Raw genomic sequence first — 15,874 nt, forward strand, 5'->3', positions numbered from 1 at the left:
AGGATGTCAACGAGGCATACACTTGTTAATCTGTGAGCTAAGCTTAAGTTAATCCGATGCTCAATTAAGTCGCTGCGAGAGGTCTATGTTTTTTCTACCGCTGTACCGTACAGTTGTCCAGAGTTTATCCTCAGGTCGGTTATCTGATTTTTTTAGTTCAGCTACTGTGCCGCAACTGGCTGCTGTCGTATTTATTCAAAATGCCCCTAAGCTGGCTAAACAGCAAGCATCGCTAGCGTCGTTGGAGCGTCAATTTGCCCAGATTATCCATGCTGGACATCAAGCTAATATGAAGCTTGATCAAGCTTTTCAAACATGCGTGAGTGAACGTTTTTCCGTAACACAGTTTGCACAAGGGGTGAACCTTTTAGGGGGTTTGCAAGTAGGGCTGTTGGCTGATGAGTATCCTGTGGCTGAGTCACGTTATCTAGATGATCAAGGGCAGTGGTTGTTTACCTTTTCGCCTGAATATCAAAAAGAAGTGATGCCCTTACAGAAGGTGCATTTTAATGAGTTTGATGCTGAAGTCTCTCTTTCTGATGCGCAGAATCGAACGTTACGGGAATTTTTGGCTGCTGCTGATGAATCATTCAATGTGCAAGGTTACGCAGGATCTGGAAAAACTCATCTCGTCAGTCGTTTTGCTGAATTCTTGAATCCTCAGCGCACCTTGTTGTTGGCACAAACTTCAGGGCAATTACAAGCGCTCAGAAAACGTGCCGGTGAACAGTTTCCAGCAATGACTTTTATGCATGCTGTAGGACAAGTACTCGATAATAATTTACTCAATGACAGTTGGCGGTTGAAAGACAAAAGCCGTGGCCAATACACTTGGCAAGTGACTCATAGGCAAGTAGCACACTGGCTTAATATTCCAGCGATTGGGCACTTTTCGCCGGCGCAAGTCGCGAGCATCTGTACTCGGGCTGTGGCTCGTTTCTGTAATAGTGTTGCAACTTATATTGACGCAATACATTTGCCTGCAGCGCTGGCAGGGCAACTGAGTATATTGGAGCAACGAGTGCTGCTTGAAATGGTGCAGCGTTATTGGGGCGAGTTGATTCAGCCGTCTGAGCCGCATATACGCTTACCGATCCGAGGTTATCATCGAATTAAGTTGATGGCGTTGACTAAAGAAGTTTTAGATCAGCAATATACGCACATCATTGTAGACGAGGGGCATGATATCCCTACGCCTATGCTACAGATCTTGGATCGCAGCCCGCAGGCGGTGATCACTTTAAGTGATGAGCTGCAAAATTTAAGTGGTTTACCACCGGAGCGCAGAGATGGTATTCGTCAGCGTTCGATTGCTCAGTCAGTGCGTTTAGGCAAACAGGTAGAGCAGGTGGTGAATCCTTTAATTCAAGCGCACCCTAGTGCCGTTAAAGAACGTTTTTCTGGGCGCGCGGATCATTGTACGCACTTACATTATTATAGTGGTTGGCATATTCCGAATCAGCCCACAACTCTTATAGTTGCTGATGAGTTCGATCTCTTTGCTTGGTTTCAGCGTTTAACCCACGCGGAGGCTTCTTTTCGTTTATTTCCTTCAACCTTTAAAGATTTTATGATCTTTGCTCAAGATTGTATTGAGTTATATAGCAGAGGAACAAGACCACGCCATGGCTTGATTTTTCGCTATGCGAGCTGGGATGCGCTGAGTGAGGCAATGGCACATAGCCCATCATTTCAGTCTATTGAACGAATGTTACAGAAAGGTTACTCGTTAATGGATTTTCAAACCGCAGTGGATCGGCACATGCGTAAAGGACAGGGGCATATCATTTTGGCGCGTGTCAGTGACACCAAAAATATGGAGTTTGCTAGTGTTTACCTTTCTAAAGATCTGCTTGTGGCACCCACGAGCCGAGATAACGTAGACAGTCGCGCACAATTGTTCTCAAGACTGTACACTGCTTGTACTCGAGCTCAGCATGAGCTGATTGTGCCAGATGGTTTTTCTGACTGGATTGCTGATGTAGTGAAGTAGTATTGAACTGCTTGAGCTCAAGCTGGAGGACGTACCATGATAGATGTAACGGCTTTAACGACGTTTCTAGGTTGGTGTGCGGTTCTCAACTTGGCTTTGATTGCTATTTCTGCCCTAGTAATTGTGATTTTTAATGCTCAAGTGCGATCGGTGCACAGTAAGCTTTTTCCTCTTGAAAGCAGAGCGCTTAATGCCTTGTATTTTAGTTTTTTAGGTCGCTATAAACTGATGATTTTAGTTTTTAATTTAGTGCCATATTGGGCGTTAAAGATTATGGCGGCATAGGTGCTGCTCTTGAGATATACGGCAATCATCGGCGAGCTGGTTATACAGGCTAGATATTGGGTGTGACCACTGGGCCGTATAGGCTTTTATTTTCAGCTGTTAGAAACTATGGCGATAGTGAGGGAGCAAGCCTGACATTTCATCAGGCTTTAGGTCACGCTTGATCTAGATGTTGAGGTCGGGATAAGGGATGTATTCTTGTTGATCCGTGGGTATGAGTGGGAACTGTTGACTAATCCATTGTTGGCGTGCTTGTTTTACTCGTTCAATTCGGCTTGAGACAAAATTCCAGTCCATATAGCGGTGACCAATATCATCACCACCTAGTATCACGATTTGACTGTCACTTTTTGCAGTGATGGAGATGTTTTGTTGGTCGTTGAGAACAGCGAAAGTATGCTCAGTTAATTGAGTGTCTCCTATCTTCACTTGACCGCTGACTATATATAGACCACGCATGGCTGCAGCAGGGATGGCGAGTGTTTGTCCAGTTTTAATTTGTGCCTCAACATATAAAGTGGGGCTGAAAGTTTTCACTGGGGATGTGACGCCGTAGGCTGTTCCCATTAGTACGCGTAGGCGTACGCCCTCAATTGTCAGCGCAGGAATCTGTTGGGATGGGTAATGATAAAAAGCTGGGTCAGTTTCTTCGGCTTCTGAAGGGAGAGCTAGCCACAATTGAAAACCATGGATACGGTGTGACTGACTTTTAGTTGCCTCAGACTGGCGTTCAGAGTGCGTAATGCCGGAGCCGGCCACCATGAGGTTAATATCTCCAGGGCGAATGCTTTGCACACTACCAACGGAGTCTTGATGGAGCATTTCGCCCTCAAGCAAATAGGTTACGGTAGCGAGGTTGATGTGAGGATGCGGTGCAATGTCTACACCATGCTTGGCTGGGAAGCGGGTTGGCCCCATGTGATCAAAAAACACCCAAGGGCCAATGCGACGTGCGCCTCGAGCAGGTAGGCTACGACGTATGTTCAAACCGCCTAGCATTTGCTCTTTGGCTTGCACCTGAAGCTGAATAGCAGAGCATACAGAATCAGTAGCAAGGGGCGATTTTGTTGTTGGGTTGTGCTTCTTCATTATCATGTCCTAACTGGTGAAGTATCAGATTAACCTAGAGCCAGATAGATCTGGAGACTTTCAATAGATTGGCGTCAGATTAACGAAGTCGCAAGTGGTTCATACTTTTATGAGCGGCATTGTTGTCATCTTTGTGAGAACATATAAAACTTTATTATTGCGCGATTACAGAGTGTTAGAAATACATCAATAACGATGAGGGCACTACTTTAAAGCACTGTTATGACAGTGCGAATACAAGTGTGTTTAGAATTGGTTTTGCTGTGAACTCAATTCAGTTACAGAAATTCAGGAGTACGAGCTTGAAGAAGCGAATTGGTTGGCTGCTAGGCATAATGCTATTAGTAGTATTAACAGGGTGTACAGATAGTGACGCAGGGGCTGTAAATCAGCAGGCTGAAAGTCCACGTCCAGTACCAATGTTATTGATTGATACTTCGAGTCAAACATCAAGTTTACGTTTTCCAGGGCGGGTGCGTTCAGCACAACGCGCTGATTTAGCTTTTAATGTATCCGGACAGCTTGTTGAATTGCACGTTGAGGAGGGCAAACTGGTTAAAAAAGGCCAGTTGGTGGCGCGCTTGGATGATGCCAACTATCGTATTCAAATGCGTTCTGCCTTAGCTAAATATAATAAAGCACAAACAGACTACAGTCGGGTTGAGAAAATCTGGCAGCGCAGCCAGGCGGTTGCGAAAGCTGAGGTGGACAGGCAGCGTACGGCAATGGATGTGGCTCATGCAGATTACGCTTTAGCTAAAAAAGACTTTGATGATACCCGTTTAGTGGCTCCTTTTTCAGGGGTAGTCACCAAGCGTTATGTTGAGAATTACAGTAATGTTCAAGATAAAGAGCCAATTGTCAGCTTGCAGGATCTCAATGAGTTAGAAATTGTTATTAACGTTCCAGAGCGTGTGGTGCGTAACACCGCTAAACACATTGCCGGTTATGCTATTTTTGCAGATCAGCCGGAGCAAATGCTCCCAGTGACCTTAAAGTCCTTTTCGGCAGAGAGTGATAAACAAACACAAAGTTATGAAGTGGTGCTGACACTGGAGCCGGGTTATGAGTTGACTATATTGCCTGGTATGTCGGTTGATATTGTGCCAAGAGGACCACTTGAAGGTTTAAGTATGAGTCAAATTAAAGTGCCATTAAAATCGATTTATTCTAATGGTGAACATGCTACTGGTGTTTGGGTGGTGGATCCTGATACTGCCCGAGTTACTTTACGTGAAGTGACTTTAGGTAAAGTTTTAGGAGCTGATGTCGTAGTGAACAGTGGTCTGACGGGGGGCGAAAAAATTGCTACCGCGGGTGTGAGTCAGTTACGTGAAGGGATGTTAGTGCGTCCGCTTAAGGACGGCATTGCTGGTCAATAGAGGCGTATAGATTGTGAATATTGCTGAACAAACATTGGCCAAGCGCACCATTGCTTGGATGGTGACTATTCTAGTGCTGCTAGGCGGTTATATCAGTTACGAAAAGCTTGGTCGTTATGAGGATCCAGAGTTTGTCATCCGTCAGGCTGTGATCAACACTGCGTACCCTGGTGCTTTACCTCAGCAGGTGGCGGAGGAGGTAACTGAGGTTATTGAACAAGCCGTTCAGCAGTTACAAGAATTGAAAGAAGTGACCTCGGTTTCCCGTATGGGAAATTCTCTGGTGAAGGTTGAAATTGATTTGAAGTTTGCGCAAAGCAAAGCAGAGCTTGAGCAAATCTGGGATAAGCTTCGACGCAAAATTAATGATGTTCAGCATCAATTGCCACCCGGCGCTGGTCCTTCTTTTGTTAATGATGATTTTGGTGATGTGTATGCTTTGTTTTTTGCTGTTACTGGCGAAGGCTATAGCTTACAAGAGATTAAAGATTACCTTGATGTGTTGGAGCGTGAGTTATTACAGGTGCCTGGTGTTGCGCGAGTTGCAACCTTGGGAGAGCCGCAAGAGGCGATCTTTGTTGAGATTGCATCAGCAAAAGCAGCGCAACTGGGTGTTTCTCAAGAAGACATCTACCGCTCCTTACGCCAGCAAAATGTGATTACCGATTCAGGTCATTTATTGGTTGGTCCACAGCGTGTGTATTTTAGTCCTAAAGGTCAAGTGGACTCGGTACAAGCACTGGGCAATATTGCTTTAGCTTCTGCTAGTGGTGAGCAGGTTATCTTCCTGAGAGATATTGCTGAAATCACCCGCTCTAGCATTGAGCCACCTCGTGCTCTAATGCATTATGACGGGCAGCCAGCCATTGGCTTGGGGGTATCTCAGGTTGCCGGTGGAAACGTAGTGGAAATGGGGGATGCTGTTCGAGCCCGGCTGCTAGAATTAGAGTCGCAGCGTCCCGTAGGAATTGATTTACACGTCGTTTCTTACCAGTCTGATGCGGTCCGTGAAGCCGTGGATGGCTTTATTGCTAATCTGGCGGCCGCAGTCGCTATTGTTGTGCTTGTGTTGATTGTCTTTATGGGCTGGCGCAGTGGTGTGATTGTTGGCATCGGTTTGTTGCTGACAGTGGCTGGTACTTTAATTGCAATGTATATGGATGACATTGCTATGCAGCGAGTTTCTCTCGGGGCTTTAATCATTGCTTTAGGGATGCTTGTGGATAATGCCATTGTGGTTACAGATGGGATTTTGGTGCGCATGGAAAAAGGAGAATCAGCGCATAGTGCTGCCAATGCAGTGGTGAAAGGTACACAGTTTCCTTTATTAGGAGGGACTATTGTTGGGATTTTGGCTTTTAGTGCAATTGGTTTATCACCAACGGATATGGGGGAGTATGCTGGCTCGCTATTTTGGGTGATCCTCTATTCGATGCTGTTTAGTTGGTTATTTGCAGTGACGTTAACACCGCTCTTATGCGTCACTTTGTTAAAGGTTAAAGCCCAACCTAGCGCGGAAGAAAAAAATAGCGGCATTTTATATCGCTATCGTGGCCTGTTAAATGTGGCATTGCGTCATTGCTTATTTACCGGAGTGGTGATGTTAAGTCTGTTGGTAAGTGCTATTTTGGGTTTTAAGTGGGTGCAGCCGGGTTTTATGCCAGATTCAGCCCGTGCGCAGTTTGTTGTAGATATGTATTTACCTCAAGGGTCGGATATTCGCGAAACTGAGCAAGAGCTGGCTGCTATGGCGGAACATGTGCGCAATAAAGTTGGGGTGACCCATATCACGCGTTTTATTGGTCAAGGTGCTTTACGCTTTATGTTGACCTATAGCCCTGAAGACCCTAATAGCAGTTACGGACAGTTGCTCATTGATGTTGAAGATGCTTCAGGCTTGGCTGAGTTGGTGGATGAATTGCAGCAGGAACTTTCTGAGCGTCATCCATTGGCTGAGGTCAAAGTTTGGAAGTTTATGCTTGGGCGTGGTGGCGGTAAAAAAATCGAGGTTGCCTTTAAAGGCCCTAATCCCGATGTATTGCGTCAATTGGCTGAAGAAGCCAAGGGCATTATGGCGGCTGACCCTGGGGCTATGGCCGTGCAAGATGACTGGCGGGATAAAACCCCAGTATTGCGGCCTGTGGTGGATGATGTGGCAGCACGTCGTGCAGGGGTTGATATTACGCAGATTAGTCAAGCGTTAAATCGCGCCTTTACGGGAGAGCGAGTGGGGGTGTATCGCGAGCAAGATAAATTGATTCCCATCATTGCTCGCGCTCCTTTGACAGAACGTTCTCAAGCACAGGATTTAGAGAATGTACAGGTGTACAGCCCAACGGCTCAGAAGTATTTGCCGGTCGGGCAGTTGGTTACGGATGTTAAGGTGGAGTGGTCTGATGCCATCTTGCGCCGAGTGGACCGTTTTCCTACGATTAAAGCACAGGCTGACCCTTTACCCGGTGAGCAGTCCAATCCTTTGTTGGCGCGTATTAAACCGAAGATTGAAGCCATCGAGCTACCACCTGGCTATAGTTTGGAGTGGCATGGTGAGTATAAGGCTTCGAATGAGTCGAATGAGGGGTTAGCTATTTCAGCGCCTTATGGTTTTACCGCTATGGTATTAGCAGTGGTTTTGATGTTTAACGCATTGCGTCAGCCATTAGTGATCTGGCTCACGGCGCCTCTGGCTATTATCGGCGTGACTTTAGGCTTAGTTATTTTTCAAGTACCTTTTGAGTTTATGGCGATTCTAGGTTGCCTAAGTTTGGTTGGGATGTTGGTAAAAAATTCCATTGTCTTGGTCGATCAAGCGGATGAGGAAATACGAGCAGGTAAGCCAGGATTCATTGCTGTGATTGATGCGGCAGTGAGTCGTGCGCGTCCTGTATTCCTTGGGGCGCTCACCACAATCTTAGGAGTGGCACCATTGTTGTGGGATCCGTTCTTTAAGAGTATGGCGGTGGTGATTATGTTTGGTTTAGCATTTGCCACAGTACTGACACTAGTAGTGGTGCCGTTATTATATGTTGTTGTATTTCGTATTCCCGCCAAGTAGCGATGTAGTCTAGCGGTGTATACCTAAGAGTGGTCATCGGTGCGGAGTGCTTGACGGATGTGAAATACAGAGTTTAGTAAAACTCACAGGTGTTGTGATGTGGGCTCGATGGATAGGGTAGGTCATGCAGGAGCGTAAACAAACGCCTGCTCAGGCGTATGCGCAAGCGGTAGACAATGGTTTCATTGATGACCCTGCCCAGCGCCAAGCGGTTGAGGCATTAAATGCTTGCTATATAAGTCTGCAGCAGGGCTCGTCTAGAGTGCGTGGTTTATATTTATACGGGCGCGTTGGGCGCGGTAAAACTTGGTTAATGGATCAGTTTTACCGGAACCTAACAGTGCCTGCACGACGACAGCATTTTCATCACTTTATGCGTGATGTACATCAGCGCTTATTTCGCTTGACTGGAACTGCTGATCCTTTGGCAGCGATTGCTGATGAGTTGGCGCAAGAAATTCAAGTGCTTTGCTTTGATGAGCTTTTTGTCAGTGATATTGCTGATGCGATGATTTTAGGCGGGCTTTTCCAAGCTTTATTTGCACGTGGTTTAGTGATTGTTGCTACGTCTAACCAGCCGCCAGCGCAGTTGTATAGTGACGGTTATAATCGTGAACGTTTTTTACCAGCGGTTGCGGCTTTAGAGCAGTATCTAAATTTGGTCAGTGTAGATGGTGAGCAGGATCATCGACTGCACGCAGGGGAGGTTTTAGAGCGTTATTGGTGCAAAGCCGTAGATCATCCTAGCATGATGCCAGCATTGTTTGCCGAGTTGAGCTTAGGAGAAACAGCGTTTCAAGGGGAGCTGTTACTTGGCTCGCGTAGCTTAATGACTGAGGGTTACAGTGATCAAGTGGTGTGGTGTGAGTATGCTGCACTGTGTGATCAGCCTTTTGCTGCGCTTGACTTTATTGAGCTCTGTGATCGTTTTAAGGTTGTTTTATTAAGTGCAGTCCCAGCATTAGGTGGTCAGCAACAAGCTGCAAAGATTGCTCGTGGTACCGAGGATGGTGCGGTACGGGTGGATGCAGGTGATCGGCATTTACCGAGCTTGGCGCTTGGGGATGATAGTGTGCGTCGCTTTATTGCGCTCATTGATGAGTGCTACGATCGTGGTGTGCCAGTTTACATTGAAGCAGATGTGGCTTTGGATAAGCTTTATACTGGAGGCTATTTAGCTTTTGCATTTCGTCGTACTTTTAGTCGCTTAAAAGCAATGCAGTTGGAAAGTTTTGCAAAGTAGTGGGTGTGCTTTGCTATAGTGCCATTCACATCTTTTTAAGGAGAAGCGCCGCATGTTTGCTAGCCTTCGCTTGTTTGGACTCGCGAGTATTATTTTTTTAACTGCATGCTCATCGCAAACTACTGTTAAGGAGCCCATGACGGTACCACGTACCACCGCTTCTTCAGCCTTGAACCCTACCGCTGATGATGTGTTATTTCGTGCGATTGGTTTGGTGGGTACACCTTATGTGTGGGGTGGGAATACACCAACATCAGGCTTTGACTGTAGTGGGTTAATTACTTACGTGTATCAGGATGCAGCGGGTATTCGTTTGCCTCGTACCACTGCACAAATGGTGCAAATGAAAGGTCAGCGTGTATCACGTAATGAGTTGCGCAGTGGAGATTTAGTGTTCTTCAGCACAGCTAGCCATGGTCGTGTCAGTCATGCAGGTATTTATGTGGGAAACGGGCGCTTTGTACATGCTCCGTCATCAGGGGGGACAGTACGATTGGACCATCTAGACAATAGATATTGGAATAAAGCTTACCTAACAGCTAAACGTGTCTTGAACGGACATACTTTGGTCGCCCATCCTTAAAACAACATAAAACAGAGCGGTGCAGTGAACAGTAAGGGAGTTGATATGGTTGAGCAGCGGCCACGTATTGGAATTATTGGTACCGGTGCAATTGGTAGTTTTTATGGCTTAATGCTCGCGCGAGCAGGTTTCGAGGTGCATTTTCTTTTGCGCACTGAGTATGCTCATGTCAAGAGAAACGGTTTGCGTCTCTATAGTGAAATCTATGGTGAGCTGGCGTTGCCACAAGTCAATGCGTGGAATGATGTAGCACAGATGCCAAAATGTGACTGGATTTTAGTCTGTGCTAAGACAACCAGTAATCAAGTTTTAGCACCTATTGTTCGTCAAGCTGCGGCGCCGGGCAGTAAGGTTATGCTATTACAAAATGGTTTTGCTGTTGAAGAACAGTTGCGACCATTACTGGATCCCGCCGTTCACTTGTTGGGCGGTCTATGTTTTATATGGGTGCATCGTAGTGCCCCAGGGGTCAGTGCGCATCAGGCACAGGGGCGCATTAATCCCGGTTATCACAGCGGACCGGCAACAGCCGAACAAGGATTTGCGATTGCCCAGCAAGCTGCAGAATTATTTAGTTTAGCAGGTTTAGAGTCTAAAGCGGTTGCGGACTTGCAGGAGGCGCGTTGGCAAAAATTGGTATGGAACGTTCCTTACAATGGTTTGTCTGTATTGCTTGATAGCGATACCAAACAATTAATGACAGATCCAAGCACACATGCTTTGGTAATGGAGTTGATGCAAGAAGTAGTGGCAGCTGCCGCCGCTTGCGGATACAAGCTACCTGAAAAAATGGTGCACGGTATGCTTAAGTTTACTGAAAGCATGCCAGCGTATTGGCCGAGTATGTATCATGACTTTAGGGCTCATCGGCCTATGGAGTTACAAGCCATTTATCAGGCACCTATTGATGCAGCACAGGCAGTGGGTTGTGTGATGCCGAAAACTCATATGTTGCTACAACTATTGAATCATGTATCAGCTAAATAGTTAAGTATGGTATTAAGTGATTGAGCGTCGGGTGAAGTAGGTTTGAATTATTGGGTTAAACCGCCAAGTTCAATACATTAATGTTTAAACCAAAAGGTGATGGAATATGTCTAAATCAATTAAAGCGTTATGTTTACTTGCAGCCTCTGTAGTGACGTCTTGGGCAATGGCAGAAGAAACGCAAACGATGCAACAAGTGCACTATCAGTGCGAGCGGGGTGTATCTGTTCCTGTGACTTACTTCAATACTGATGCTGGCGACTCTTACGCGGTGGTACAGATTGAAGGTCAACAGATTCCAATGCAGGTTGAGACCAGCGCCTCGGGAGCACGCTATGTATCGACTGATGCTGAACGCGGTTACATCTGGCACTCAAAGAGTGATTACGGTGTTTTATCTTGGCAAGCAAAGGATGCCGCTGAAAGTGCGCAAGATGTCATTATTCTACGTGATTGTACAGTTGCTAAAGAAGGTTGGTTACAGCAGCTAAAGAACTTGTAAGAGGATACTAGGGTTTATTCAGCGTAACAGGTAAAATGCTTTTTTTTACCTGTTACGGATCCTCTCATGCGTACGATGTCAGTCAATCAGAAGAAATTACAGAAACGTTTACAGCGCCAAGCGGGAGAAGCTGTAACTGATTTCAATATGATCGAAGATGGCGATAAAGTCATGGTGTGCTTGTCCGGTGGTAAAGACAGCTATGCTATGTTGGATATGTTGTTACACCTACAGAAAGTGGCGCCCATCCAGTTTTCTTTAGTCGCGGTGAATATGGATCAAAAACAGCCTGGATTTCCAGAGCATGTGCTGCCAACTTATCTGGAAGCTTTAGGTGTCGAATACCACATTATCGAAAAAGATACCTATTCGGTTGTTAAAGAAAAAGTCCCTGAAGGTAAAACAACCTGTTCTTTATGCTCACGTTTACGCCGCGGCACTTTGTATACCTTTGCTGATGAGATTGGTGCTACCAAAATGGCATTGGGTCATCACCGTGATGATATTTTAGAAACGTTTTTCTTGAATATGTTCTTTGGTGGAACGCTGAAAGCCATGCCGCCTAAGCTGTTATCAGATGACGGCCGCAATGTGGTCATTCGTCCTTTAGCGTATTGTAAAGAAAGTGACATTGCCAAGTATGCGGAGCTTCAGGAGTTTCCCATTATTCCTTGTAATCTGTGTGGTTCGCAGGAAAACTTACAGCGCCAAATTGTGAAGGGGATGCTGCAGGAGTGGGAGCAAAAAACACCGGGTCGCTTAGATATTATGTTCCGTGCTTTACAAAATGTAGCACCATCACAGTTAGCGGATCGTAATTTATTTGATTTTGAGAGTTTATCCATTGATAACCATGCCCAACCTCGATTTTTAGATGTCATGAGTTTGTAAAGTTCGATATTTAAATTCTGTTTGATAGTGCGTTGATATATGGCTTTGAGCAGTAGGAAATTGCGTATGGAGTCGATTGTACACTCAGTGCAGTGGGTTCAGCCCCTGTTCAGATGGTTTTTGGCAATATAGGTACAATATCGTGCAAAGATTAGATAGTAGGATGCTTTTGCTTGCTATCTAGTCAGCTAACCATCACTCAAAGAGGGTCATCTATGAAGGTATTAGTCGTTGAAGATGAGGCGTTGTTGCGTCACCACCTTTTAACACGGCTAGGAGAGGATGGTCATGTGGTTGATGCGGTAGCTGATGCAGAGGAAGCGCTGTATCGAGTGGCGGAATACAACCATGATTTAGCCATTGTGGACCTCGGTTTGCCAGGGATGAGTGGTCTCGAGTTAATCAGGACATTGCGTGAGCAGGGTAAACACTTTCCAATTTTAATTTTAACCGCTCGAGGCAATTGGCAAGATAAAGTTGAAGGTTTGGCTGCTGGCGCTGATGATTACGTGGTGAAGCCTTTTCAGTTTGAAGAGCTTGAGGCACGTTTAAATGCACTGTTGCGTCGTTCATCAGGCTTTGTACAGTCCACCATTGAAGCCGGTCCTTTGTCCCTGGATTTGAACCGTAAGCAAGCATTTTTAAATGATGTACCCTTAGCGTTAACAGCTTATGAGTATCGGATTTTAGAGTACTTAATGCGTCATCATCAACAGGTGGTTTCTAAGGATCGTCTCATTGAGCAGCTTTACCCTGATGATGAGGAGCGTGATCCTAATGTGATCGAGGTTTTAGTAGGGCGTTTGCGGCGCAAGTTAGAAGGTGATGCAGGATTTAAACCTATTGAAACAGTGCGTGGGCAAGGCTATTTGTTTGTTGAGGCTTGCCGTTAAATGCTTCGACTATAGGCGCGTTTATGCGTAAAAGTAATCGTTCCTCTTCCCTGCGTGTGCGCTTAATGCTCGGTGCAGCTGTCACTGTGCTCTTATTTATTCTCGCTTTATTTCCGGCTTTGCGCCAAGTTTTTACTACAGCGTTAGAAGAGTCCATAGAGCAACGTTTGGCCGCAGATGCTAGTGCGCTTATTTCTGCAGCACAGATCATTGATGGACAGTTGCATATGCCGGCCAAGCTGCCCGATGAAGAGTTTGATCTGTTACCAGCCCGACAACTTGGCTTTATTTATAATGATCAAGGTGTGCTCTTATGGCGTTCGCGTAATCTGAGTAATGTGGTCATCAACTATAAACCGAAGTATGACGGCTATGGCCATGATTTCTTAAGGACTAAGGGGGTTGATGGGCGTGAGTTCTTTGTTTATGACGTTGAGGTGGACTTACTAAGAGGGCAGAGAGCGGCTTTTAGTATCGTGACGATGCAGCCGGTTAGTGATTATAAAACGATGTATGACAGCTTGCGCCGTCAACTTTATATCTGGCTTGGTTTTGCTTTATTGCTTTTGTTGGGCTTTTTGTGGCTTGGTTTAGGTTGGGGGATTCGTAGTTTACGCAGTTTAAGCGCCGAGCTGGATGATGTAGAGGAAGGTCGACGTGATAGTTTAAGTGATGATCATCCACGAGAGCTGTTACGTTTAACTCGATCTTTAAACCGCCTGTTGGAAAGCGAGCGTCAACAAAGTGAGCGCTACAGACATTCTTTAGATGATTTAGCGCACAGTTTAAAAACACCACTGGCAGTATTGCAGGGTGTAGGTGAGGTACTTTCGACTCAGGCAGATAACGCTGAGCAAGCGCGAACTTTACAAGGGCAAGTCAATCGTATGAGTCAGCAGATCAGTTATCAGCTGCAAAGGGCTAGTTTACGTAAAAGTGGCTTGCTGCGTTATCAAGTGAAACTTAAACCGCTATTAGGGAGCTTGCTTGAAGCTTTAGATAAGGTTTATCGGGATAAGCAAGTTAAAGTTACGCAAGCTTTTGCTGCTGAATTACGTGTGCCGGTAGAGCAAGGTGCTTTGCTCGAGTTGATGGGTAATATTTTAGAAAATGCATATCGCTTATGTTTGGGTAAGGTGCGAATCAGCGCACGACTGAGTAAAACTGACTGTGAATTGATCATTGAAGATGATGGTCCTGGTGTGCCAACGCACCAACGAGATCGGATTCTAAAGCGGGGAGAACGTTTAGACACTCAGTATCCTGGGCAAGGGATTGGTACAGCAGTTGTTAAGGATATCATTGATAGTTATAACGGCCAGTTGTTCGTTGAAGAGTCTGAGCTGGGTGGTGCGCAGTTTAGGATTCTTTTTCCGCTGAATTAGGCGTTTTAGCACTGGACCTGCTGTTTACTATAGATCAAGGGTGTTTGACACTGACGACAGAGGTAATGCATGCCTTTCTTAATACGAGCGTGCCGTTGGCCGCTGAGAGCAAAGGGCTCGCGCTCAGGACAGCTACAATGGTAGAGGTAATGCGTACGTTTTGAGTGTTGTACTGGATAGTTATGGCAGCGCTGTGCGGGAAGTTGATAGACTTTTGCCATGATTGCTTGCCACTCATGACCATGGGCTCGGATATGCTTACCATACACTTGATAGGCCACCATGTGGGCGACTTCATGAGCAACGGTGTGCAGTAAAAAATGTTCCAAATTTTCTTGATATAACTGAGGGTTAAAGCGAAGGCGGTTCTCGCAAATGTGTGCAACTCCGGCTTTTTTTCCGCGCAATTGGAAGCTAATGGTGGGGCGTTTAAACGCACGTTGGAAATAGTTTTCTGCCGCTTGGTAGCATGCTTCAACACGCGCTTGAAGTAAGTCTGGCATGGCTCAATGAGTGCTAGGAGAATGAGGGATATTATAAATAATTTATCTTAACATTTTTATCTAGGCTTCTGCTGCTGAAGTTGGAGAAGTATTTTTATTGAGCAAAGTGCTTAGGTCAAACGATATCAAGTGAAAAATGAACGGTTCAAAGGTAAGATGCTGAGCTTTCTTTGTGCCTACAGACTTATAAGCGGGAAATTATGGATATTTGGTTGGCTTTACAAGCATTTATTTTAGGGGTGGTTGAAGGGTTAACGGAGTTTTTACCTGTATCAAGTACTGGGCACCAAATCATTGTTGCTGATGCAATTGATTTTGGTGGTCAGCGCGCTAAAGCCTTTAACATTATTATTCAGCTCGGTGCGATTTTAGCAGTGATGTGGGAATACCGTCGTAAAATTGCAGAAATTGTTGTGGGATTGCCTCGAGAACAGTCTGCGCAACGTTTTACGGTGAACTTATTAGTGGCATTTTTTCCAGCAGTGATCTTAGGTTTAAGCTTTGCTGATTTAATTGAGCAGTGGTTGTTTAACCCTATTACTGTTGCTACAGCTTTGGTCACTGGTGGTTTGATTATGCTTTGGGCGGAAAAACGCAAGCATAAAGTTGCCGCGCAGACGGTTGATGATGTGACTTGGAAGCAAGCGTTAAAGATTGGTTGTGCTCAATGTTTAGCTTTAATACCTGGTACTTCACGTTCAGCCTCCACCATTATTGGAGGGTTATATTTTGGCTTATCCCGTAAGGCTGCTACAGAGTTCTCTTTCTTTTTAGCCATGCCTACCATGGTAGGTGCCACAGTCTATTCTGTTTACAAACACCGTGAGTTATTTGCTGGCGGTGAAGATGTCTGGGTGTTTGTTATTGGCTTTGTAACCTCCTTTATTTTTGCGATGTTGGCTGTGCGTGCGCTATTGAAGTTTATTGCTAATAATAGTTATGCGGTGTTCGCTTGGTACCGTATTGCTTTTGGTTTATTGATTTTAGCAACATGGCAGCTGGGCTTTATTGATTGGACTTCTATTGGTGAGTAAGAGTGTGGTTGCTTGCCGTTGTGTTAGCGTAAGGCGAAGATCAAGTACG

The 15,874-nt window shown here is 45.5% G+C and carries 14 protein-coding genes; 12 read left to right on the forward strand and 2 right to left on the reverse strand.

The genetic code is table 11. From position 1 onward, the window contains the following. Positions 1 to 85 precede the first annotated feature (85 nt). Both TOI97_RS06045 and TOI97_RS06050 read left to right on the forward strand, forming a co-directional pair. Positions 86 to 1,993 carry an AAA family ATPase gene (locus TOI97_RS06045; RefSeq protein WP_321553226.1) on the forward strand — a complete coding sequence of 636 codons (1,908 nt, stop codon included), beginning with the start codon at positions 86 to 88 and terminating at the stop codon, positions 1,991 to 1,993. Positions 1,994 to 2,029: 36 nt separating this feature from the next. Beyond that, positions 2,030 to 2,278: a DUF6868 family protein gene (locus TOI97_RS06050; protein ID WP_321553227.1), complete on the forward strand. Its 249-nt coding sequence runs from the start codon at positions 2,030 to 2,032 to the stop codon at positions 2,276 to 2,278. Positions 2,279 to 2,443: 165 nt separating this feature from the next. Here TOI97_RS06050 and TOI97_RS06055 read toward each other — a convergent pair whose 3' ends face one another. Next, positions 2,444 to 3,367 (reverse strand): pirin family protein, encoded by a 924-nt coding sequence (locus TOI97_RS06055; RefSeq protein WP_321553228.1) that lies wholly within the window; start codon positions 3,365 to 3,367, stop codon positions 2,444 to 2,446. 302 nt (positions 3,368 to 3,669) lie between these two features. Here TOI97_RS06055 and TOI97_RS06060 point away from each other — a divergent pair, with 302 nt between their 5' ends. From TOI97_RS06060 to TOI97_RS06100, 9 genes are all read left to right on the forward strand, one after another. Beyond that, a complete protein-coding gene (locus TOI97_RS06060; protein ID WP_321553229.1) occupies positions 3,670 to 4,749 on the forward strand; it encodes an efflux RND transporter periplasmic adaptor subunit in 1,080 nt (359 codons plus the stop codon). A gap of 13 nt (positions 4,750 to 4,762) precedes the next feature. Then, on the forward strand, positions 4,763 to 7,804 hold the full coding sequence (locus tag TOI97_RS06065) for an efflux RND transporter permease subunit (protein ID WP_321553230.1): 3,042 nt from the start codon (positions 4,763 to 4,765) through the stop codon (positions 7,802 to 7,804). Positions 7,805 to 7,928: 124 nt separating this feature from the next. Further along, entirely contained in the window at positions 7,929 to 9,047 is a 1,119-nt protein-coding gene (zapE, locus tag TOI97_RS06070) for a cell division protein ZapE (RefSeq protein ID WP_321553231.1), read from the forward strand. Between the two features lie 52 nt (positions 9,048 to 9,099). Further along, positions 9,100 to 9,630, forward strand: a complete 531-nt coding sequence (locus tag TOI97_RS06075) for a C40 family peptidase (RefSeq protein ID WP_407651326.1) — start codon at positions 9,100 to 9,102, stop codon at positions 9,628 to 9,630. A gap of 45 nt (positions 9,631 to 9,675) precedes the next feature. Further along, complete coding sequence (locus TOI97_RS06080; protein WP_321553233.1) at positions 9,676 to 10,617, forward strand: putative 2-dehydropantoate 2-reductase; 942 nt, start codon at positions 9,676 to 9,678, stop codon at positions 10,615 to 10,617. Between the two features lie 106 nt (positions 10,618 to 10,723). Further along, positions 10,724 to 11,119 (forward strand): MliC family protein, encoded by a 396-nt coding sequence (locus tag TOI97_RS06085; RefSeq protein WP_321553234.1) that lies wholly within the window; start codon positions 10,724 to 10,726, stop codon positions 11,117 to 11,119. Positions 11,120 to 11,185: 66 nt separating this feature from the next. Further along, a complete protein-coding gene (gene ttcA / locus TOI97_RS06090) occupies positions 11,186 to 12,010 on the forward strand; it encodes a tRNA 2-thiocytidine(32) synthetase TtcA (protein ID WP_321553235.1) in 825 nt (274 codons plus the stop codon). Positions 12,011 to 12,225: 215 nt separating this feature from the next. Then, positions 12,226 to 12,903, forward strand: coding sequence for a response regulator transcription factor (locus tag TOI97_RS06095; RefSeq protein ID WP_321553236.1), 678 nt, complete (start codon positions 12,226 to 12,228; stop codon positions 12,901 to 12,903). A 23-nt stretch (positions 12,904 to 12,926) separates the two neighbouring features. Continuing rightward, the gene (locus TOI97_RS06100) at positions 12,927 to 14,288 is read left to right on the forward strand and encodes an ATP-binding protein (protein WP_321553237.1); all 1,362 of its coding nucleotides are present in this window, start codon (positions 12,927 to 12,929) and stop codon (positions 14,286 to 14,288) included. A 5-nt stretch (positions 14,289 to 14,293) separates the two neighbouring features. Here the strand turns inward: TOI97_RS06100 and TOI97_RS06105 are convergent, their stop codons facing one another. Then, complete coding sequence (locus TOI97_RS06105) at positions 14,294 to 14,791, reverse strand: SprT family zinc-dependent metalloprotease (protein WP_321553238.1); 498 nt, start codon at positions 14,789 to 14,791, stop codon at positions 14,294 to 14,296. Between the two features lie 200 nt (positions 14,792 to 14,991). On the opposite strand from TOI97_RS06105, the gene TOI97_RS06110 reads away from it, so the two are divergent. After that, positions 14,992 to 15,825 (forward strand): undecaprenyl-diphosphate phosphatase, encoded by an 834-nt coding sequence (locus tag TOI97_RS06110; RefSeq protein ID WP_321553239.1) that lies wholly within the window; start codon positions 14,992 to 14,994, stop codon positions 15,823 to 15,825. Positions 15,826 to 15,874: the final 49 nt, after the last annotated feature.

Source organism: Denitrificimonas halotolerans (assembly GCF_034259425.1).
GTDB classification, from domain to species: domain Bacteria; phylum Pseudomonadota; class Gammaproteobacteria; order Pseudomonadales; family Pseudomonadaceae; genus Denitrificimonas; species Denitrificimonas halotolerans.